At 54.6% G+C, this 21,110-nt stretch carries 19 protein-coding genes and 1 tRNA gene; 12 read left to right on the top strand and 8 right to left on the bottom strand.

The window, feature by feature from the left end; all coding sequences use genetic code 11:
• Window positions 1-21: 21 nt before the first annotated feature.
• Window positions 22-1,050 (top strand): nucleoside hydrolase, encoded by a 1,029-nt coding sequence (locus tag ACP7CZ_RS02685; protein WP_054898319.1) that lies wholly within the window; start codon window positions 22-24, stop codon window positions 1,048-1,050.
• 29 nt (window positions 1,051-1,079) lie between these two features.
• On the opposite strand, the gene ACP7CZ_RS02680 is transcribed toward ACP7CZ_RS02685, so the two are convergent.
• On the bottom strand, window positions 1,080-1,286 hold the full coding sequence (locus ACP7CZ_RS02680; protein WP_003192496.1) for a hypothetical protein: 207 nt from the start codon (window positions 1,284-1,286) through the stop codon (window positions 1,080-1,082).
• 157 nt (window positions 1,287-1,443) lie between these two features.
• Between ACP7CZ_RS02680 and ACP7CZ_RS02675 the strand changes: the two genes are divergently transcribed.
• Together ACP7CZ_RS02675 and ACP7CZ_RS02670 are read left to right on the top strand one after the other, a co-directional pair.
• The gene (locus ACP7CZ_RS02675) at window positions 1,444-1,749 is read left to right on the top strand and encodes a hypothetical protein (protein WP_034128280.1); all 306 of its coding nucleotides are present in this window, start codon (window positions 1,444-1,446) and stop codon (window positions 1,747-1,749) included.
• 144 nt (window positions 1,750-1,893) lie between these two features.
• Window positions 1,894-2,214, top strand: coding sequence for an I78 family peptidase inhibitor (locus ACP7CZ_RS02670; RefSeq protein WP_054898318.1), 321 nt, complete (start codon window positions 1,894-1,896; stop codon window positions 2,212-2,214).
• A gap of 67 nt (window positions 2,215-2,281) precedes the next feature.
• Here ACP7CZ_RS02670 and ACP7CZ_RS02665 read toward each other — a convergent pair whose 3' ends face one another.
• Both ACP7CZ_RS02665 and ACP7CZ_RS02660 read right to left on the bottom strand, forming a co-directional pair.
• The gene (locus tag ACP7CZ_RS02665) at window positions 2,282-2,494 is read right to left on the bottom strand and encodes a cold-shock protein (RefSeq protein ID WP_003234260.1); all 213 of its coding nucleotides are present in this window, start codon (window positions 2,492-2,494) and stop codon (window positions 2,282-2,284) included.
• 289 nt (window positions 2,495-2,783) lie between these two features.
• Window positions 2,784-3,098, bottom strand: coding sequence for a hypothetical protein (locus ACP7CZ_RS02660; RefSeq protein ID WP_019820908.1), 315 nt, complete (start codon window positions 3,096-3,098; stop codon window positions 2,784-2,786).
• Window positions 3,099-3,462: 364 nt separating this feature from the next.
• Here ACP7CZ_RS02660 and thrS point away from each other — a divergent pair, with 364 nt between their 5' ends.
• The 9 genes from thrS (at window position 3,463) to ACP7CZ_RS02615 (ending at window position 10,917) form a co-directional block, all read left to right on the top strand.
• Window positions 3,463-5,385 (top strand): threonine--tRNA ligase, encoded by a 1,923-nt coding sequence (thrS, locus tag ACP7CZ_RS02655; protein WP_003192490.1) that lies wholly within the window; start codon window positions 3,463-3,465, stop codon window positions 5,383-5,385.
• Window positions 5,385-5,936 carry a translation initiation factor IF-3 gene (gene infC / locus ACP7CZ_RS02650; protein WP_015884933.1) on the top strand — a complete coding sequence of 184 codons (552 nt, stop codon included), beginning with the start codon at window positions 5,385-5,387 and terminating at the stop codon, window positions 5,934-5,936. The genes thrS and infC overlap by 1 nt, the downstream gene beginning before the upstream one ends.
• 59 nt (window positions 5,937-5,995) lie before the next feature.
• Window positions 5,996-6,190, top strand: a complete 195-nt coding sequence (gene rpmI / locus ACP7CZ_RS02645) for a 50S ribosomal protein L35 (protein ID WP_002553160.1) — start codon at window positions 5,996-5,998, stop codon at window positions 6,188-6,190.
• Window positions 6,191-6,219: 29 nt separating this feature from the next.
• Complete coding sequence (gene rplT, locus ACP7CZ_RS02640; protein WP_003192488.1) at window positions 6,220-6,576, top strand: 50S ribosomal protein L20; 357 nt, start codon at window positions 6,220-6,222, stop codon at window positions 6,574-6,576.
• A gap of 109 nt (window positions 6,577-6,685) precedes the next feature.
• Complete coding sequence (pheS, locus tag ACP7CZ_RS02635) at window positions 6,686-7,702, top strand: phenylalanine--tRNA ligase subunit alpha (RefSeq protein WP_003192486.1); 1,017 nt, start codon at window positions 6,686-6,688, stop codon at window positions 7,700-7,702.
• A gap of 26 nt (window positions 7,703-7,728) precedes the next feature.
• Window positions 7,729-10,107: a phenylalanine--tRNA ligase subunit beta gene (pheT, locus tag ACP7CZ_RS02630; protein ID WP_072446261.1), complete on the top strand. Its 2,379-nt coding sequence runs from the start codon at window positions 7,729-7,731 to the stop codon at window positions 10,105-10,107.
• Between the two features lie 3 nt (window positions 10,108-10,110).
• On the top strand, window positions 10,111-10,413 hold the full coding sequence (gene ihfA / locus ACP7CZ_RS02625; RefSeq protein WP_002553164.1) for an integration host factor subunit alpha: 303 nt from the start codon (window positions 10,111-10,113) through the stop codon (window positions 10,411-10,413).
• Window positions 10,394-10,750, top strand: a complete 357-nt coding sequence (locus tag ACP7CZ_RS02620) for a MerR family transcriptional regulator (protein ID WP_003174972.1) — start codon at window positions 10,394-10,396, stop codon at window positions 10,748-10,750. The genes ihfA and ACP7CZ_RS02620 overlap by 20 nt, the downstream gene beginning before the upstream one ends.
• Window positions 10,751-10,840: 90 nt before the next feature.
• Window positions 10,841-10,917, top strand: a tRNA-Pro gene (locus ACP7CZ_RS02615).
• 667 nt (window positions 10,918-11,584) lie between these two features.
• Here the strand turns inward: ACP7CZ_RS02615 and ACP7CZ_RS02610 are convergent.
• The 5 genes from ACP7CZ_RS02610 to ACP7CZ_RS02590 all read right to left on the bottom strand — a co-directional run bounded on the left by ACP7CZ_RS02610 (window position 11,585) and on the right by ACP7CZ_RS02590 (window position 21,096).
• Entirely contained in the window at window positions 11,585-11,911 is a 327-nt protein-coding gene (locus ACP7CZ_RS02610) for a hypothetical protein (protein ID WP_153334724.1), read from the bottom strand.
• A 128-nt stretch (window positions 11,912-12,039) separates the two neighbouring features.
• The gene (gene brxL, locus ACP7CZ_RS02605) at window positions 12,040-14,079 is read right to left on the bottom strand and encodes a protease Lon-related BREX system protein BrxL (RefSeq protein WP_153334723.1); all 2,040 of its coding nucleotides are present in this window, start codon (window positions 14,077-14,079) and stop codon (window positions 12,040-12,042) included.
• A 14-nt stretch (window positions 14,080-14,093) separates the two neighbouring features.
• Window positions 14,094-16,718, bottom strand: coding sequence for a BREX-1 system phosphatase PglZ type A (pglZ, locus tag ACP7CZ_RS02600; RefSeq protein ID WP_153334722.1), 2,625 nt, complete (start codon window positions 16,716-16,718; stop codon window positions 14,094-14,096).
• A 170-nt stretch (window positions 16,719-16,888) separates the two neighbouring features.
• On the bottom strand, window positions 16,889-18,334 hold the full coding sequence (locus ACP7CZ_RS02595) for a tetratricopeptide repeat protein (protein WP_153334721.1): 1,446 nt from the start codon (window positions 18,332-18,334) through the stop codon (window positions 16,889-16,891).
• Window positions 18,331-21,096 (bottom strand): ATP-binding domain-containing protein, encoded by a 2,766-nt coding sequence (locus ACP7CZ_RS02590; RefSeq protein WP_153334720.1) that lies wholly within the window; start codon window positions 21,094-21,096, stop codon window positions 18,331-18,333. Before ACP7CZ_RS02590 ends, ACP7CZ_RS02595 begins: the two co-directional genes overlap by 4 nt.
• Window positions 21,097-21,110 lie beyond the last annotated feature (14 nt).

Here is a 21,110-nt window from a genome sequence, read left to right as displayed (position 1 = left end):
CCCTATGACAAGGAGTGCTTTATGCAACGTGGTCTACCTACCCTGAAAAACCTGTTCCGGAGTGTTCTGCTTTTGTCCGCGCTCACTGCTGCAAGCGCCCAAGCGGCGGAAAAAATCGACCTGATCATCGATACCGACCCGGGTGCCGATGACGTGGTGGCCTTGCTGTTCGCCATGGCCTCGCCGGAGGAGTTGAGCATTCGTGCGCTGACCACCGTCGCCGGCAATGTGCGCCTGGACAAGACCTCCCGCAACGCGCGCCTGGCGCGCGAATGGGCAGGTCGCGAGGACATCCCGGTGTACGCAGGTGCGCCAGCGCCGTTGTTGCGCAAACCGATCTACGCCGAGAATATCCATGGCAAGGAAGGCATCTCGGGCGTCACGGTGCATGAACCGAAAACAGGCCTGGCCGAAGGCAATGCAGTCGACTACCTGATCAAGACCCTGAGCAGCGCCAAGCCGCACAGCATCACCATCGCCATGCTCGGCCCGCAGACCAACCTGGCACTGGCGCTGACTCAAGCGCCCGAAATCACCCAGGGCATCAAGGAAGTGGTCGTGATGGGCGGCGCCCACTTCAACGGCGGCAATATCACCCCAGTGGCCGAGTTCAACCTGTTCGCCGATCCGGTGGCGGCGGAGATCGTGCTCAAAAGCGGTGTGAAGTTGACCTACCTGCCGTTGGACGTGACCCATAAAGTCCTCACCAGCGACGCCCGCCTGAAGAAGATTGCGGACCTGAACAACAATGCGAGCAAGGTCGTCAGCAGTATTCTGAATGAGTACGTCAAAGGCGATATGGAGCACTACGGCATTCCGGGTGGCCCGGTCCATGACGCTACCGTGGTGGCGTACCTGCTCAAGCCTTCGCTGTTCAGCGGTCGTGAGGCCAATATGGTGGTCGACAGCCGCGAAGGCCCGACCTTCGGCCAGACCATTGTCGATTGGTATGACGGCCTCAAGCAGCCGAAGAATGTGTTCTGGGTTGAGAATGGCGACGCCCAGGGCTTCTTCGATCTGCTGACCGAGCGCCTGGCGCGTCTGAAGTAAGTTAGCGGGGCGGCGCTCGTCGCCCTGTTCTATTCGCGCTCTTGGGCGCCCATGTAGTCGGCCGGGTATTTCTCGAATATCTGGCCGATGAATGCTTGCGCCGCCTGGGTGCCCAGTTCCTTGACCAACAGGTCGATACCAATGATCGCCAGTTCTTCCGGGCTTCCGGGGCTGTAGGAACTTTGCCCTTGGGGCCACTTGGCTTTGATGTCGGCTTGAAGCGTTACGGTGGTCATGGAAATCTCACGGGCTAAAAATGCGGGGGCAATGCACTGGAACGCCGTTCCAGAGGGGCGCAGTTAAGCATTTTGTACGGCATTTGGCACTGCTACTTAGGCATGAAGCGGCGGCTGTGCGACACTGTTGGCCTGTTAAATGGCCGGGAAACACCGCGTGCAAATCGATTTGAGCAAGCCCGACAACCTGACGCTGGACGCCGTGCGCCAATTGCTTGGCAGCGCCAGTGACGACGAACATACCCAGTTGCGGGTAACCAAAGAAGGCATCGCCTACATTTCTTCCGGCGTAGTCGGTGGGGCTGATATCGCTGGCCTGGTGTTTCGCCTGGAGACCTGGGCCAAAGGTTCCGGCTATGTCGGCAACGTGGCGGCCAGCGATGAAGTCTGGGTCATGCAGATTTTCAACGCGCTGAAGCAGAATTGGCCTACTCCTTCGTCGGACTACATCGATATCTACTGAATACGTTCATATCTAGTCACGATTCACCAAGCGATTGCAGGCCGTGACTCAGGCAGACTTGCCCACAGGCGGTTAACGTCTTGAAACCAATCGCTTTGAATGCTGTCGCACGATCTCTGTCCACTTTTTATCATAGGAGGCTTCATGCCTTGGAAGCTCGCATCATTCGGTACTTTGTTGGCTGCGCTCGCGTTGGCGGGTTGCAGTACCCCGGGTGCCTCTGAGCCAGGCAAAGCTGCCACTGTGACCGATGCCGGTCATAGCCGCTGTGAGTCGAAGGCCGCAGAGTTCGCCATCGGCCAGAAAGCCTCGCCCCAGTTGCTGGAGCAAGCACGTACGCGTGCTGGCGCGCAGAATGCACGCATCCTCAAGCCCAACGACATGGTCACGCTGGAGTATCGCTCCGACCGCCTGAACCTGAACACCGACGACAATCTGGTGATCAACCGGGTTAACTGCGGCTGATACGGCTTTTGCATCGCCCATAAAAAACCCCGTCACATGGACGGGGTTTTTTTAGCTCAGCGGAGAATTACTCGCCGCGAACCTGTGCAGCTTGCATACCCTTTTGGCCTTTCTCAGCCACGAAGGAAACGGTTTGGCCTTCTTTCAGGCTTTTGAAACCGTCGCTTTCGATAGCTTTGAAGTGTACGAACAGGTCGTCACCGCCACCTTGAGGAGTGATGAAGCCGAAGCCTTTTTCATCGTTGAACCATTTAACGGTGCCGGTTTGGCGATTAGACATGGTGTATCTCCAAGAAACATATATTTTCAGTAGTGCTGTGCTGCTCAGGCCAACTGGGCACACAGGGCTATCATAGTCGAAATGTTCGGCTTGGGAGCCCCCCCAAGGCACTGTTTGCTAATCAATCGCTTTGCGTTTGATCCGTTGTTCGGCTGAAAGCCCCGATTTACGGGGCTTCGCGACGAAATATCAGCTGTTAAAAAAAGCCGTAAAACCTGCATGATTTGTGTGAGATGGCAGTTTTCAGGCCGTTTTTTCAGCGAAATGACCGTCGAATCGTCAGCCAATCTTACTTTTTCTTCACCACTTTGCAGGACGAAATAGCCGCGACTGCTTTGTTTTTAAGCTCCGGGCTGGCGTTCTGGTTGGTCATCAATTCCTTGATCTCGGCAGTGCTCAATTCGGCATTGATCTTGTCAGCGCCACATTCACAGTGGGCTTTGGCAGTTTTGACGTCCACGTTCTGGCTGGCTGCGGCACTGCAGTCGTTGACGAAGGCGTCACGGGCGCCAGCTGGCCAGTTGGAAGGGGCTGCAGCCTGCGCGCCGAGGGAAAGGAGGCTCAGGGTAGCGGCGACAGCGAGGGTAGAGGTAAAACGCATCATGGGATGCTCCTTTGGGTCGAGGACGAACGGCGATTCTCAGTGGCTTTGAGGCCCTGCGTACAGCTCAAGTTCACTTTTGCAACTGTAAAGCCATGAATTGCTCTTTACCCAGCGCTTGACCAACGCGATGACCGTTCATCTGTGCTAGCATCCTTGCCTGGCTATTTCCGGGCGCGCCATTTGCCGCCTTGCCAGGTTCTTTTTGTTCACTCCAGTCACTCTGGTTCGATTATCGGTTGGCCGAAAGGCTCCTGCCGCTGTAAGGCAGGCGTTCATTATTGAGCGGCCTGGTGTTGGATCTTGTACTGGCTCATCCCAACCCACGTGACCTTTGGTAGGGGTCACCACTAGGAGAGGAGGCGCCATGCCAACTATTACTCTTCCCGACGGCAGTCAGCGTTCATTCGATCATCCGGTTTCCGTAGCCGAGGTCGCCGCATCCATTGGTGCTGGCCTGGCCAAGGCCACCGTGGCCGGCAAGGTCGACGGCAAGCTGGTTGACGCCAGCGACCTGATCACCAGCGACGCCAGCCTGCAAATCATCACGCCCAAGGATCAAGAGGGGCTGGAGATCATTCGCCACTCTTGCGCGCACTTGATTGGCCATGCGGTCAAGCAACTGTATCCAACCGCCAAGATGGTGATCGGCCCGGTCATTGAAGAAGGCTTCTATTACGACATCGCCTATGAGCGTCCTTTTACTCCGGACGACCTGGCGGCCATCGAGCAGCGCATGCACGCGCTGATCGAAAAAGATTATGACGTCATCAAGAAAGTCACCCCGCGTGCCGAAGTGATCGACGTGTTTACCGCACGTGGCGAGGACTACAAGCTGCGTCTGGTAGAAGACATGCCGGACGAGCAGGCCATGGGGCTATACTACCACGAAGAATACGTGGATATGTGCCGTGGCCCGCACGTGCCGAACACGCGCTTTCTCAAATCGTTCAAGCTGACCAAGCTGTCCGGTGCCTACTGGCGCGGTGACGCCAAGAACGAACAGCTGCAACGGATCTACGGCACGGCCTGGGCTGACAAGAAGCAATTGGCCGCCTATATCCAGCGCATCGAAGAAGCTGAAAAACGCGACCACCGCAAGATCGGCAAGCGCCTGAACCTGTTCCACCTTCAGGAAGAAGCGCCGGGCATGGTGTTCTGGCACCCGAATGGCTGGACTCTGTACCAGGTGCTTGAGCAGTACATGCGCAAGGTGCAGCGCGAAAACGGTTACCTGGAGATCAAGACTCCCCAGGTGGTTGATCGCAGCCTGTGGGAGAAATCCGGGCACTGGGCCAACTACGCCGACAACATGTTCACCACCCAGTCGGAAAACCGCGACTACGCCATCAAGCCGATGAACTGCCCGTGCCACGTGCAGGTATTCAATCAGGGCCTGAAGAGCTACCGCGAGTTGCCGATGCGCCTGGCCGAGTTCGGTGCCTGCCACCGTAACGAACCATCGGGTGCGCTGCACGGCATCATGCGGGTGCGTGGCTTCACCCAGGACGACGCCCACATCTTCTGCACCGAAGAGCAGATGCAGGCCGAGTCCGCAGCGTTCATCAAGCTGACCATGGACGTTTATCGCGATTTCGGCTTTACCGAAGTCGAGATGAAGTTGTCCACTCGTCCGGAAAAACGCGTCGGTTCCGACGAACTATGGGATCGCGCCGAAGCGGCACTGGCCGCTGCGCTCGACAGTGCGGGCCTTGCGTACGATCTGCAGCCGGGTGAGGGCGCCTTCTACGGTCCGAAGATCGAGTTCTCGCTCAAAGATTGCCTTGGCCGTGTCTGGCAGTGTGGTACCCTGCAGCTCGATTTTAACCTGCCGATCCGTCTGGGAGCCGAATACGTCTCCGAAGACAACAGCCGTAAACACCCGGTTATGCTGCACCGGGCGATCCTCGGTTCGTTCGAGCGGTTCGTCGGTATCCTGATCGAGCACTACGAGGGCGCGTTCCCTGCGTGGCTGGCTCCGACCCAGGCAGTGATCATGAATATCACTGATAAACAGGCAGATTTTGCCGCTGAAGTTGAAAAAACTCTCAACGAAAGCGGATTTCGTGCCAAGTCCGACTTGAGAAATGAAAAGATCGGCTTTAAAATCCGCGAGCATACTTTGCTCAAGGTTCCCTATCTTTTGGTTATCGGAGATCGGGAAGTCGAGATGCAGACTGTCGCTGTGCGTACTCGTGAAGGTGCTGACCTGGGCTCGATGCCCGTCGCCCAGTTCGCTGAGTTCCTCGCGCAAGCGGTTTCCCGGCGTGGTCGCCCAGATTCGGAGTAATTATTATTAAGCGTGAAATGAGACAAGATAAACGAGCTGCACCGAAAGCCCCGATCAACGAGAATATCTCGGCACGCGAGGTTCGGTTAATTGGCGCTGATGGCGAGCAGATTGGCATCGTCTCGATTGATGAAGCGCTTCGTATTGCAGAAGAGTCCAAGCTGGACCTGGTGGAAATCTCCGCCGATGCAATCCCACCTGTTTGTCGGGTGATGGACTACGGCAAATCTATCTTCGAAAAGAAGAAGCAGGTTGCCGCAGCGAAGAAGAACCAGAAGCAGATTCAAGTAAAAGAAATCAAGTTTCGTCCAGGGACGGAGGAAGGGGATTACCAGGTAAAACTGCGCAACCTGGTACGTTTCCTGAGTGATGGGGACAGGGCCAAGGTATCCTTGCGATTCCGCGGCCGTGAGATGGCCCACCAGGAGCTGGGGATGGAACTCCTCAAGCGGGTTGAAGCTGACCTGCTGGAGTACGGTTCGGTCGAACAGCATCCTAAGATGGAAGGACGCCAGCTTATTATGGTCATCGCCCCGAAAAAGAAGAAGTAATCAACAGGGCACGGCAGGCCTTCTGATTATGTTTATCAACTGAATGCGGAGTACCGAACATGCCAAAGATGAAAACTAAAAGTGGTGCTGCTAAGCGGTTTCTGAAAACTGCTAACGGCATCAAGCACAAGCACGCTTTCAAGAGCCACATCCTGACCAAAATGTCGACCAAGCGTAAGCGTCAACTGCGCGGTAGCAGCTTGCTGCATCCGTCTGACGTGGCAAAAGTCGAGCGCATGCTGCGCCTTCGTTAATTTTGGTTCAAGAATAGAGGAAGTAACTCATGGCTCGTGTAAAGCGTGGCGTCATGGCCCGTAAGCGTCACAAAAAAATTCTGAAACTTGCTAAAGGCTACTACGGCGCGCGTTCACGCGTATTCCGTGTTGCCAAGCAAGCGGTAATCAAGGCAGGCCAATACGCCTACCGTGACCGTCGTCAGAAAAAACGTCAGTTCCGCGCTCTGTGGATCGCTCGTATCAACGCCGGTGCACGTGTTAACGGTCTGTCCTACAGCCGTTTCATCGCTGGCCTGAAAAAAGCGTCCATCGAAATCGACCGTAAGGTTCTGGCTGAACTGGCCGTGAACGAAAAAGCGGTGTTTGCTGCGATTGTCGAGAAAGCTAAAGCCTCCTTGGCTTAAGTACCCCCGACAGTCACCCTGGGCTACTCCTGTGGCCCAAGGTGGTAAACGTCATAAATAGGGGAAGAGCCTTCAAGCTCTTCCCCTATTTTGTATCTGGAGTCTGTACATGGAAAACCTGGACGCGCTCGTCGCCCAAGCCCTTGAGGCTGTGCAAAGCGCTGAAGATGTAAATGCCCTGGAGCAAATCCGGGTTCACTACCTTGGCAAGAAAGGTGAATTGACTCAGGTGATGAAGACCCTGGGAAATCTGCCCGCTGAAGAGCGTCCGCAAGTCGGTGCGCTGATCAACGTCGCCAAGGAGCGTGTCACAGAGGTTCTCAATGCGCGCAAGGCGTCGCTCGAGGAGGCCGATCTTGCGGCCAAGCTCGCCGCCGAGTCCATTGACGTGACCTTGCCTGGTCGTGGCCAGGCGTCGGGCGGTCTGCATCCGATCACCCGGACTCTGGAACGTATCGAACAGTTCTTCACCCACATCGGCTACGGCATTGCCGAAGGCCCTGAGGTCGAAGACGACTACCACAACTTCGAGGCGCTCAACATCCCAGGCCATCACCCGGCCCGGTCGATGCACGACACCTTCTATTTCAACGCCAACATGCTGCTGCGCACCCATACCTCGCCGGTACAGGTCCGCACCATGGAAGCGAACAAGCCGCCGATCCGCATTGTCTGCCCAGGCCGTGTGTACCGTAGCGACTCGGATATCACCCATTCGCCGATGTTCCACCAGGTCGAAGGCCTGCTGGTTGATCGCGATATCAATTTCGCCGACCTCAAAGGCACCATCGAAGAGTTCCTGCGGGTGTTCTTCGAAAAAGAGTTGGCGGTACGTTTCCGTCCTTCGTTCTTCCCGTTCACCGAGCCATCCGCTGAAGTCGACATGGAATGCGTGATGTGCAGCGGTAAAGGCTGCCGTGTGTGCAAGCAGACCGGCTGGCTGGAAGTGATGGGCTGCGGCATGGTTCACCCCAACGTGCTGCGCATGTCCGGGATCGATCCAGAAGAGTTCTCGGGCTTTGCCTTCGGCATGGGCGTTGAGCGTCTGGCCATGCTGCGTTACGGCGTGAACGACTTGCGTCTGTTCTTCGACAACGACTTGCGGTTCCTCGCGCAATTTCGCTAGTCGTAACGAATCTTTAGGAGAGCAGGATGAAATTCAGTGAACAATGGCTGCGTGGCTGGGTAAGCCCGCAGGTAGATCGCGACGAGCTGGTTGCTCGCCTGTCGATGGCCGGTCTTGAGGTCGATAGCGTTACGCCGGCCGCCGGTGTTTTCAGTGGTGTGGTGGTGGGCGAGGTGTTGAGCACCGAGCAGCACCCTGATGCCGACAAATTGCGTGTGTGCCAGGTCAGCAACGGCTCGGAAACCTTTCAGGTCGTGTGCGGAGCGCCTAATGTGCGCCCGGGCCTGAAGATCCCGTTCGCTATGATCGGTGCCCAGTTGCCGGGCGACTTCAAGATCAAGAAGGCCAAGCTGCGTGGCGTTGAATCCAACGGCATGCTGTGCTCCCAGGCCGAACTGCAAGTGGGTGAGGGCAATGATGGCCTGATGGAGCTGCCGGCCGACGCGCCAGTGGGTCAGGACATCCGTGTTTACCTGGAACTGGAAGACGCCAGCATTGAGGTCGACCTGACCCCCAACCGTGGCGACTGCCTGTCCCTGGCTGGCCTGGCCCGTGAAGTGGGCGCGCTCTACAACGCACCTGTCACTCGTCCAGTGGTCGCTGCCGTACCGGCGGTACACGACGAAGTACGCTCGATTGAGGTACTGGCACCAAACGCCTGCCCGCGTTACCTGGGACGTGTGATCCGCAACGTGGACCTGTCCAAGCCAACCCCGCTGTGGATGGTCGAGCGCCTGCGTCGTGCCGATGTACGCAGCATCGACGCTGCCGTCGACATCACCAACTACGTGATGCTGGAACTCGGCCAGCCGTTGCACGCGTTTGATCTTGCCGAAATCAATGGCGGCATCCGCGTGCGTATGGCCGAGGAAGGCGAGAAACTGGTGCTGCTCGATGGCCAGGAAGTCAGCCTGCGTGCCGACACTCTGGTCATCGCCGACCACACACGTGCCCTGGCAATTGCCGGCGTGATGGGTGGCGAGCACAGCGGTGTATCCGCGACCACCCGTGACGTATTCCTTGAAAGCGCGTTCTTCGACCAGATCGCGATCGCTGGCAAGGCTCGTTCCTACGGCCTGCACACCGATGCGTCGCACCGCTACGAGCGTGGCGTGGACTGGAAACTCGCCCGTGAAGCCATGGAGCGCGCTACCGGCCTGCTGCTGGAAATCACCGGTGGTGAAGCCGGCCCGATTACCGAAACCGTCAACGAACAGTTCCTGCCGTCGATTGCGCCGATCACCCTGCGTGCCAAAAGCGTTGAGCAGATGCTTGGCCTGGTCATCGAGCCGGCTGAAATCGAGCAACTGCTGTCCGCGCTCGGCCTGGGTATTTCTGCGGGCGGGGAAGGGCAGTGGCAAGTTGCAGTACCTAGCCATCGCTTCGACATCAGTCTGGAAGTCGACCTGATCGAAGAGCTGGCGCGCCTGTACGGTTACAACCGCCTGCCGGTTCGCTATCCGCAAGCACGCCTGGCACCGCAACCCAAGGCCGAAGCGCGTGCGCACCTGCCTGAACTGCGCCGCCTGCTGGTTGCCCGTGGTTATCAGGAAGCCGTGACCTATAGCTTCATTGATCCAAAGCAGTTCGAGTTGTTCAACCCTGGTGTTGAACCGCTGTTGTTGGCCAACCCGATCTCCAACGACATGGCCGCCATGCGTTCGTCGCTGTGGCCGGGCCTGGTGAAGGCACTTTCCCACAACCTGAACCGCCAGCAAGACCGCGTGCGTCTGTTCGAAAGCGGCTTGCGTTTCGTCGGCCAGCTTGATGGCTTGAAGCAAGAGCCGATGCTGGCGGGCGTCGTCTGCGGCAGCCGTCTGCCGGAAGGCTGGGCGCAAGGCCGTGAGGTCGTGGACTTCTTCGACGTCAAGGCAGACGTGGAAGCGGTGCTCGGCTTTGCCGGTGCGTTGGACGCCTTTACGTTCGTGCCGGGTAGCCACCCAGCGTTGCATCCAGGCCAGACTGCACGTATCGAGCGTGAAGGTCGCCTGGTGGGCTTTGTGGGCGCCATTCACCCAGAACTGTCGAAAACCTTGGGGCTGGACCGTCCAGTCTTCGTGTTTGAGCTAGTCTTGGCTGAAGTTGCGTCGGGCAAGATGCCTAAATTCAGCGAGTTGTCGCGCTTCCCTGAAGTGCGTCGCGACCTGGCCCTGATCGCCGACCGTGAAGTCGCCGCCACTGCAGTTCTGGATGTAATCCGTGAAAATGCAGGGGAATGGCTGACAGACCTCAGGCTATTTGACGTCTATCAGGGTAAAGGCATTGATCCGCATAGAAAAAGCCTCGCAGTTGGCTTGACCTGGCAGCATCCATCGCGCACTCTTAATGACGATGAGGTGAATACCACGACGCAAAATATCCTCACCTCGCTCGAACAAAGGTTGAACGCCACGTTAAGGAAGTGACGTATGGGGGCTTTGACGAAAGCTGAGATGGCGGAACGTCTGTACGAAGAGTTGGGTCTGAACAAGCGCGAGGCCAAGGAATTGGTCGAGCTGTTTTTTGAAGAGATCAGGCACGCTCTGGAAGACAACGAACAGGTCAAATTGTCCGGTTTCGGCAATTTTGACCTGCGAGACAAACGCCAGCGGCCTGGCCGCAATCCAAAAACGGGAGAAGAAATCCCGATCACGGCTCGCCGTGTGGTCACCTTTCGTCCAGGGCAGAAGTTGAAGGCCCGAGTTGAGGCTTATGCTGGAACCAAGTCATAACGACGAGCTACCCGTCATCCCAGGCAAGCGCTACTTCACCATCGGTGAAGTCAGCGAGTTGTGTGCGGTAAAACCGCACGTGCTGCGCTATTGGGAGCAGGAGTTTCCTCAACTCAACCCCGTCAAACGCACCGGGAACCGTCGGTATTATCAGCGCCAGGACGTGCTGATGATCCGACAGATCCGCGCGTTGCTGTACGACCAAGGGTTCACCATCAGCGGCGCACGCCAGCGTATGTCCGGTGACGAAGCCAAAGACGACACCACTCAATACAAGCAACTGATCCGCCAAATGATCTCCGAATTGGAAGATGTACTGGTGGTGCTGAAAAAATGATTCAAGCTTTAAAAATACTTCCACATTTCAAAAGCTTGCGGTATATTCCGGTTCGCTTCGTTAAGAAGCGAACCCAGTAACACGCCTAGTCGGGGCGTAGCGCAGTCCGGTAGCGCACTAGCATGGGGTGCTAGGGGTCGAGTGTTCGAATCACTCCGTCCCGACCATATTTTTCAATGACTTAGCCCGGTTCGGAAACGACCGGGCTTTGTTGTTTCTGGCGTTTGTTCATTTTGGTCACCGTTGGGTCACCGTTAGCAAAAAGCTCGTAGAGTGCGCCATACAGGGCTTCGTCACGTTAAGATTTGTCAAAGCTCCAGTCCTGACTGTATTGGCTGCGGACTGTTCCTTGTCGCGATCTTTCTCTTGGCGGGCACTGACTGATATCGGTACGACGAGCTGTACTCAGATCATTTTTCTGATCACCACCTGAAGGATATGGCAAATCAGGGTGAGGTCGATCACCAACTGGGTGAGATAGGTGTTTTCGTCCTACGGGTGGCAGAGTCCGTACCATCCGCAACAGTGAGGGGCTTTTGGCGTCAGTTAGAGGGTCTGGGGGCGGTGTAGGCGGGACCCCTTTGCGTTGGCATTAACTGAGTGAAGATCGTCGCATGGTGAGCGTTGTAGAGGGAGCGATTTTTCTGGTGTTCGGAGGAAGGCCAGAGATGGTGTAGTCAGACAAAGCTCGAAGCGACCGCCAAAGTACGGCTTTCTCGAAGCTCGTTAAATTGAGTAGGTTCGATGTAGCTGCGGGCCCATCCATCGTCAGGGCATGCAATGGCTGAGGCAATGGGCGCTTAAAGGAAAGCGCCCGGCGCAAGCTCCTTTTAACTACTCATCTTCGGCTACAGCGCTGAAAGCGAGGTCTTTTATCATTATCACGTCTGGAGTTACACACTGAGCGGCGTTGATAAAAAGCTTGCCGGTGCTGAAATCTTGGGTGTACTCCACCTTCCATGTGAAGAGCTGCTTTGCTTCGGTGGTTTCACCCCGCGACGTAGAGAAGAACCAAGTTTCGAAGTCGACGTCATCCTCATCATAGTCTTGTTGACTTGTCTGGACGGTATCACCTTGTTTCAAAGTGTCGGAGTCAACCCGAAATTCCTCATTTTGAAGGCTGATCACAGCCTCACCCTTACCTTCGATGTAAAACGCCATCCGATTGCACTCCTTGGTTAGAGTGGAATTGTAAGGGTGAATCAATGGGCCAAGCCAGCATTTCGAAAACTGGTGCAGGCCAAACAGCCCGCCTCAAAGTCGCAAGCGGGCTAATAGATAGACTTGTTTCAATCCACGCCCATTGCCTTAAATACAGCCTCTACTGGTTCGCCATAAAAGCTGGTCTGAAACTTGGTGAACAGTTCGGCTGGGATGCTAGGGATATCCTTGGCACTGCTCATTGGAAGCGCAACGCGCTTGCCTCCCGCGTCGAAAGCCACTTGCAGGCACTCGGCGATGCTTTCAACTGGCGTGATGCTGCCTCCCAAGCTCATATCGCCGAGCACTACCATTTGACCTTGCGCAGGCCTGCCCATTAGGCCGGAAGCAAAAGCTACTAGGCTGGGTAGTGCCATATGAGTAAGAGGGCCGGTGTTTTGCAGTTCAACCACATGTAAATGGAAGTCGTGCTCCAATACCTTAGCCGAGGCGCTGATACGCGAGGCGTTGGCCTTGAAGTAGTCAAAGGCAATTTTCACCTGTTCTTTGGCAGAGCTAGAGTTCCATAGACCTGAGGTAGCTAGCTTGCCAGTACCCTTGGTCACCTGCAGTTCGATCCGATAAAGCCCAGGCATGCCTTTGCCGCTCAAGCCTATAGTGTGGATAAAACCGGGTTTTCCTGGCCCTTCAGGGATAAGACCACCACCGCCTTGCTCTTTCACTATGACGAAGTGTTCTTCGAGGGTTTCGTTGTCGATGTAGCTAAAGTGAACATCGTAGAACTCCATTCCACCGATCTTCTTTAGCTGTTCTTTCACGCGTCGGCGGACTTGAAGTGCGTATTCGAGGCACTGGCGCACGTCTTCTTTGGTGAACACATCGTGTGGGTAGAGCAGCTTGAGCAGGCCGGATACTGTTTTGCGTACTGCGATCACATCGCGCTGGTTTAGGTTGTTACCCAGTTTGAAGTGTTTGTCGATGGCATCGGCGAAGCTGCGCTTGCGCATTTCGCGGAAAAACTCAGCCAGATAATCGACGATTAGCCCGTACCTGTTGGTGAAAAATTCCGGGCGCATTTTCGGAATTTCCCAGCCTGGGATGTAGGCGTGGAATCTGTCGAAAAAGGCTGCGTCGATCATCTGCTCAGGGAACGGGGCCAGCAGATGGCTGGTTTTTACCAGTGATTCAACGCTCTGGTTAATGTTACCGACGAAGACCATGGAGGCTGAGGCTTCCATCTGCTCGCGACCGCGACCAAAAGAACCGGAGGCCATGAAATCCTTCATGATCTGAACTCCGTCCTTGTCCTTGAAGTTGATGCCGGCCACCTCATCGAAGGCCACCACATCCCAAAGACCGACCAGACCGATGCGGCGACTGCTCATGTTGTAGAACAGGTTAGCAACGGTGGTTTGCCCACCGGAGACCAGCATGCTGTTCGGCGAGCACTCCTTGTAGATATGGCTCTTGCCGGTACCGCGTGGGCCGAGTTCGCAGACGTTGTAGTTGTTCTCCACGAAGGGAACCATGCGGGCCAACAAATGCCACTGCACGGACTCATCCAGGGTCGAGGGCTCCATGCCGATGGAGCGGATCAAAGCCTCGCGCCATTGCGGTGTATTCAGCGCAGCGCGCCCGGCAAACAGCTCCTGCATGTTCATGTTCGGCATCTGGATCGGCTTGAGCAGCGTGACGCCAAAAGGCGATCCAGATTGGCCTTCCTCGTGATAATAGCTCAGGGTTGCGATCACCCAGATGCCGCCCACAAGGAGCTTTTCGTATTCCTTGACGATGCCGGCAGAGATCTCAGCGTCCTTGATGCCAAGGTTGCTGAAAGAGGCTTCGTAGCGATCTTTTTTCTCATTCAATCGCACGGTGACCCGGTCGATCACCTTGTACGTACCGCGCTCGCGAACTAGAGACTTGACCTTCTCAGCCTCATCCGGGCGAACATAGTTTTCCGCTAAAACCGTTTTGACGTTCTTCAGGCCCTGTTCGATCACCTCTGAGTCATTGGACGCGCAGTACATACCCAGCAGGTACTCAAGCACGTAAACCGGTACGTTCGCACCTTCCTTTATCAGCTTGGTCAGATCCTTGCGCACCACTCGACCGGCAAAGTGCTCGTTGAGCAACTGATCGAGATCTTTATCCACTTGGGTTTCCATTTAGTCTCGCGCTCTCAAAAAAAGTCGTCGGTGAAGGCCAGGTCAATCGTCAAACGGTAGCGCTCAAGCTCAGTGTTCAGATCCTTATCGCGGATCACCAGGAAGTAATCTTTCTGCCGGTCGAAGTCGCTGCCTGATAGTGACAGGCGTACCTGTTTAAGGCGCTCGCTCATGGAATCCGTCGCGCAGTCGAACGTCACAATCTCCTCACTGGAGACCGGCTGCTCTCCTTCGTAGATCGCCACTGCAACCGTAACCGACAGCACCTGTTCGCTGACCGACTCGGTCTGGATTAGGTCAAAGCGCTGGATATTGGTGACCATCTTCAGGGCTGACTTTGGCGAGATCACCCCGACTTTGCGCTTGGTGCGTTTTTCGGCTTTCTCGCCCCGTAACTGGTTCACCGTCAGCACAGGCACAACGATTTCCTGAGGCATGGCTCCACCATGGACGAAGCGTGCACCGCCCACAAAGTGGAAACGGTTCGCACCTTTGGGTATCCAGAACTGAGTGTCCGATGTCGTGCCTGCGGTCTGTGTGGTCGAGCCCTGCCAAACATCCTTGGCAGCAGGCAGCGTATGGCCAATGACGTAACGCTTCTTGCTCTTGATCGCGCTATCCGGCTTCTCGGCAAGCGAGGTGCGATCGGCAGCCTCGAGCTTACTCTGCTGGAACAGAAACCCGTGATCCGCCGTGATCAACACCGTGCTGGTATTGAAGTGCATGAGGATCTTGCGGGTTAGCTCGGTGAGCTCCTCGATGGCGAAGTCGACGTGATGGAAGGTATCCACCTCAGAACCACCGCCCTTATCGCTGCGGTCATCAATCACGTTGTGGTAGACGTAAACCAGCTGTTGATCCTTGAGCGCTTCACGTCCCGCGTCACGGGACCATTCTTTGACCTGAAGCGCGGTCACGGCCATGCCGCCATGATGGGCAAGAATCTTGTCGCGAGCGATGGTGTTGCCAGTATTGAGTCCGTCTACGAAAACACCATCACTGCCTTCGCGATACTCCAGTGTCTGGTGTGGCAACAGGGAAGCCATGCCCAATGTGGTGTAACTCGGCAATACGCCCAACTGGCTATTCAGGCTGGCCTTGCTGTAACGCTTTTCATTGATGCGCTGGCACAGCTCGACGGCGGCTTCATAGCGGAAGGCATCGCTAATGATCACTACAACGCGCTTACTACGATGCCCCTCCAACAATGGCGCTACCCAACGCTCATAGAAATTATGCTGGTTAGGAATGCCAGGTATTTTCCAGTGCTCCAAGCGCTGTTCGGCCTCAACGCGGTCGCCCCAGGAGCGTCCAAGCTGATCGAGATACCAATACGCATAACACTGCTCGACGGCCTCATCGAGCTTCTTCAGCAGCTCGACGTGGGCGCGCTGAGAGGCGGCGAAATAATGGCGGTAAGCCGTGTCAAAGCGATACAATTCGCTCTCATAGGCTTTGTACAGTGCCTCTGAACTGGTGAAGTGGAAGCCTGCAGCGTGCTTGTGGCGCAGCGTAAACAGGTCGATTGCAGACGACAGCGCCGTGTATAGCAGCCGGTACTTGCGGCGTGTCTCATCGTCCTTATGGCGAGTCGCCCAATAGTTATCCAGTCGCTCGGAAATGATCTTCGCAAACAGACCGAGGTCACGCGGATCTGCCTCCGGAATAGCCTTGGTCAGATCGACGATGATCTGTCGCTCGACGGCTTCGAAGGTTGCAACATTTGCCAAGCTCTCCAACGAAATTTCACAAATTTTCTGAGTGATATGTAGGGCCTCACCGACCCAGCCGGAAATCTCATCATAGGCTTGGTAAAACCGTGAGCTGTCACGCCAGCGGGAAAGCAGTGCACGTGAAGTAGCGCGTGCGCTGGCTGAGGGGATAGCAATCGCTGAGGCCCAGTTGGGTATATCGCCGATACTTTCGCAGAACCCGGTTGCCAGCAGTCGAATTAGGAAATGCCCAAAGCTAAAGGTTTTATCGCCACTGATTTCCTCGATGGAGGCTGGATAGCCTACCTCGTCACGCAGGGCCTGCAGTAACGCAGGCATAAGGTGGAGCTTGTACAGCTCATCGATGACCGCTGGGTTCTGCTCAAGACCCAAATCGTCATGTACGGCACCATCGGCCAAAGTGCAAAGCAGCGTCATGACGTCACTGCCACTTGCACCCAGCACAACAGCAATCATCGCCAGATCCAACTCATGCTCAGTGTCAGTTGGTTGAATCAAACGCTTCAGACTAGCTAGACGAGCCTTGCTGCCAAGGAAACGCTCACGCTTGGCTAGATGTTCACGGAGCACCTGCTGTTGTAAGCCCAGGTCATTGAATATCACTGACACTTTGTCAGCATAGAAACTGCGCGAGTACAGCTTGATGTCCAGTAGCCAGTCATCATTCGCGTCTGGTTCGATGCAAGGGAAATAGAGCAGGTACTTACCTTCAGTGTCCTCAAGCTCCAGCTTGAGCTTGGTACCGAAGGTGGAATGCCCCTGCATGTTCAGCACCTGAACGCCGGGCAGATCAAGCTGGCCGAGTTCATCCGTGAAGCCCTGCTCAGGGTCGTACCAGAAAACGATGCGGTGGTTTTCTTTGAAGAATGCCTGATTCAGGCCTTGTGTCAGTTGTTGGGTGTTCATGCACTTATTCGCCTAAGCCTGAAACAGGAAACGAGAGGTCAGCGTGGGAAATGTCATCGTGAGACAACAATGCATCCCTGACGGCCCGGAACTCATCAATATGTACGTTTTTTCGGCGTACATGTCGCCCTTGAAAACATTCGGAGATTTGTTGTCACCATAGTTGTAATTCATGGCTGGCCTTGCAATGGTCCGAGTTCACCTGAGCTTGGTGAACTAACATCTTTAAATAGGGTAATAGCTTTCCACCCGTATTTGTTCTTGACTTTGTCAAAAGACATAACGGCTGTGCCGGAAACTTCGGCGTCCCGCTGTACGCCTTCAACCAGACCTGGCGGGACAAAAAACTCGCCATTTACAAATCCAAATCCTTTTTCGCTTACTTTCAAGCTTCCTTTGAATGAACGGATGTCCTGAGTTTCAATCACCTGTATGTTCTCAACCGAAACGACATCCTGACTCTCAGAGCCCATGTCGCAAAAGGTCTTCAAAAGAGTTCCAGGCTTAGGGATTTTTCGATTTTCGAAGACGGCTTTTCGCGCAAAAAGTTTAAGATCTCTGTGGATATAAATCGTGGCGCCTTTACCTGACTCGTGTACTGAAAGAAGTACACCTGACAAGTAGGTTGGTTTGACCATGGCGTACTGATTGGCACCTTTTGCGAGCTCTTTTACATGAGCATCAAGATCACTGGTATCCAGCGATGCGTCAAACCATGCAGATGACGTAAGCTCAACGATGCTGTCTTTAAGCGGCCAGCCATTATTGCTGTAGATTCTAGTCAGTTTTACCAGCGCCTTTGAGGCGTAATCATGCACGCCTGTCTGGGCAAGTAACTCCGCCAGTCGCACCAGTCCGGGGATGCTGAATTTGGGGTCGTGAGCGCAGGTTAAGCCGAAAGAGACTAGGCAAATAGCTTTTTCTGGTTCGTTTTCGTAGGTTTTGGCCAAGCCAAACCATGCCCAGGATTCGCCGCGCTTGTTTTTAAGCACAGATAGATAGGCGTCTCTTGCCCTCACGATGTCGCCGGCAGTTACAAAAATCCTGGCTTTATCGTATTCAAGCCAAATCTTGTTTTTCGGTGAATCTTCGGCCTTATCCAAGGCGTAGTTTATAAGTGCGACGACTCGACTTGCCGGAAGGGGGCTCACTAGGCCTTTGTGCAGGTAATTGACGGCCACCATGCGTGCCAGTCGCAGTACAACGCTGGGCGACTCTCCTTTTTCTGTAATGAATGGTTTGTGATCTTCTGGACTAAACAGTGCACTGCCGCGTTGCAAAATGAAGAGACAGATTGGATCGCAGAATTTTCCGGTCTCACGGAAAAGATTCCACAAACGGAAATCAATATTTTCACTGGGGAGCTCTAATTGGAGCATGTGAATGCGTGAGGCCCATAGATCAATCATCCGCTGTTCATTGTGATGGGGCCTATTGTTGTCTCGCGTTTTGATAGGCTCCAGCAGTTTTTTCAGCTCTGCATAAATGACCCAAAACAACGAAGTCTTCAGGAACGAGTTACCAGAATCTTGCTCCAATGCCTTGGAACCTACCTGCCAGGCACCCTCCAAGTCCTCACGCGATTTGTGATCCCGAATATCATCAAAAATACTCATGACTGCACCGCCATTGCCTTTTCCAGCTTTTGCACGATGCTTTCTGAGGACGCTTTTAAGACGCGGATTGAGCTGATCATTCCTTCTTTGTCAGCATTAACTTGGATTTCAACGGCGTCGTTTTCAACTGCGAGCGTCAACTGCACTCGATAACTGGTCTCAGCCCCGTCGACTATCACGAACCTGTGCGCAGCCAGCCGTTCCTGAAGTGCCTCGACAGCTTCAGCCAAGGTTTCGCTTTGTGGCTTGAAAGGCTTCATCAGAAGCCTGTTGATGGTTTCCTTTTCAATATTGCTGCAGTCGAGAAAAACCACGTTGGTAACGGCAAGTTTTTTGTCGTAATGCAGCCTGACTCGAATGCTTGTAGCGGCTGTTTGGTAAGAGAGCGAGATGACCACCTGATAGCTGTACTGTCGCCAGTCGCTAAGGCTCCAGTCTGAATCGGCAAGTCGTTCGCTTAGCTCAAGAAACAGCGGGCGCAATGCCATTTCGCTGAAACCTGACGGCATAACCATCGAGGCTTCCTGTTCTGTAGGCTGACGAGATGAGTCATAAAACAGACCGTGCTTGAGCGGGAAGGTACCAATTCCGAAGTCATGGGCGCGGCTCACGACTGCATTACTCAGGGGGCTGAGAAAGGGCATCTGTCGGACAGTGAAGGTCTCGTCAGCACCAACGGAGGCGGTATACAGCCAGCGGAAATAGTCCGAGTTATTGGGCTTTTCACTGGAGGCGCTGCGTGAGGCATTAACCCAGACACTCGGCCAGTGACGTCCCTGAGCGCGATGAACGGTTAATGCGTGGGCTGGACGGATCAGCGCGGCAGACGAATATCCTTGTGTTTGCAAAATCTGATACTCAAACCTGTCGTACTCCGCCCTTGCTGGCTTGTAAAGGGGATCACTCTTTTCCGGTAGTTGTTTCTTACGCAGCTCAAGCACTGGTTTGGCAAGCTGCCTAGCCAATACTTGAAGCGCGAGATACTGGTCGCCAGTTATGTCAGGTCGTTCAGCTTCAAAGTAATCGACAAAATAACGGAACTCCACCTCTCCAAAGCTTGGAATTCGGCATCTGGCGCGCTGGAAATGAAGGCTGATTTTCTCTTCGCGCCCACGAAGTTGAATCAGGTAGGTTTCCATTGTGTCTTCAACAAAGTCTACAAGACCGATTTCGCCGGAGCTGACCCAGCGAATCGTACTTTGACTGAATGCATCAGGCTCGGACGCCAAGATCGGCGTACGGTTGTGAAAGTCAATCCGGTCACCCGCCGCTAATTTGGTCGGACTGAGATGCCCCAGAATCTTTGTTTTCACTGCGCCATTGACCTTGGCGGCTTGTTCGTGAGTGCCACAAACCAGGATGGATTCAGCGCGGACATTGGATATGTCCGGCACCCAGCTCCTTGAATTGACGTTTTCAAGAATATCAAGACGCTTGCCTGACAGGCGTGGCAGCTTATTGAAGCGGTCTTTGTCTAAGCTATTCACGAGATGCGCCTGCAGCTTGCTCAGCGCGTCTTTTCCGTCATCTAGAATCTGTTCGGTCAACAGGTAGCTGACAACACTGAGCCCTAACTGCTCCAGCATGTTGCCGTTGATCAGGGAACGCTGCAGTGATCCTCTAGACATCTGATAGGGATCGCCGATAACCACAAAAGGCGCTTTTTGCTTTGCAATAACCGAGAGAAAGTCATGAATCAGTCGACCTGAGCCATAACGCCGCTCCCCCACATCAAACTCTTCGTCACTCAGCAAATGGGCATCCACCAATACAGGGATTTTTCCATGTAAAAGGTGATCCTCTCTTATCTCGTGAATCCCTACTTTGCGACCGTCTTTGATCTCAAAACGATTGGGTTGCTGGCTGTACAGCCAAGTATAGATAGAGACGGGCTGAGCTAAAGGGTGTTGATAGGTCGAAGAAATCCGTGCACTTGGGGTCAATAGAAGCAATTCGATACCGGCTTCTTCCAAGGCGCCTACTATGTGCTGAAAGATGAAGCGTTTGCCAGTTGAGGCCATGCCGGCGAGACGAAATACGCCACTGTTAGATTTCAGCCAGGTCGAAAACTCGCCTAGTGCCTGACTCTGCTGCTGAGTCAATCTGCTTTCGTCAGGTCCTGAAGCCGCCTGGCCACTCAATTGCCTAAGCTTGGGGGCGCCTGCCGGTACAAAAGGATCAATACCAAGCTGAGCAGTGAGGCGTTCCACGTTTTCGCGCGAGAGAAAGATCTCCCTGCTGACAATGGCGTCCAAATCGCGAACGATCCGTCCCATATCGCTTATATGGAACCAAGGCTTTATCGAACCGGGTAAGTGGCGATGATCGAATTCAATCGGCCCCTGAAAGGCTACCAGAGCTGCGACATGCCGCCAGTTGCAGGCCGCATTAAGGTCAGTAAAATTGCGACCCAAAAAATCAAGCATGACTCCTTTGTTGATACGCAACTGGCGCAGCGGGTTGACGCTGGCGCCGCCCTTTACTTGGACATTGCTACCTGCTTCCTCATCCTCAATCAGCCAAGGGCCCTCTTCAGAAAACTGTAATTTTCCTCGGAACTCCTTAAAGTCGAGGATGATCACCGCATTTGACTTGATCACCATGGCATCCAGTTCACGGCTGCCCACATAGAAATTGCCCAGCAGGTACCAGTCCTGACCAGAAGCCGAACAATGTGCGTCGAGTAAATCAAACAGCTCGTTGAAGGCCCGATTCTCGTGCGTATGCTCGAAGGGTCTGCCTCGGAATGCTTTCAGTGCCATCGGTAATGCTCCAT

Source organism: Pseudomonas sp. DWP2-2 (assembly GCF_049897065.1).
In the GTDB taxonomy this organism is placed as follows: Bacteria; Pseudomonadota; Gammaproteobacteria; order Pseudomonadales; family Pseudomonadaceae; genus Aquipseudomonas; species Aquipseudomonas paracarnis.
This window is presented reverse-complemented; position numbering and strand designations above follow the sequence as displayed.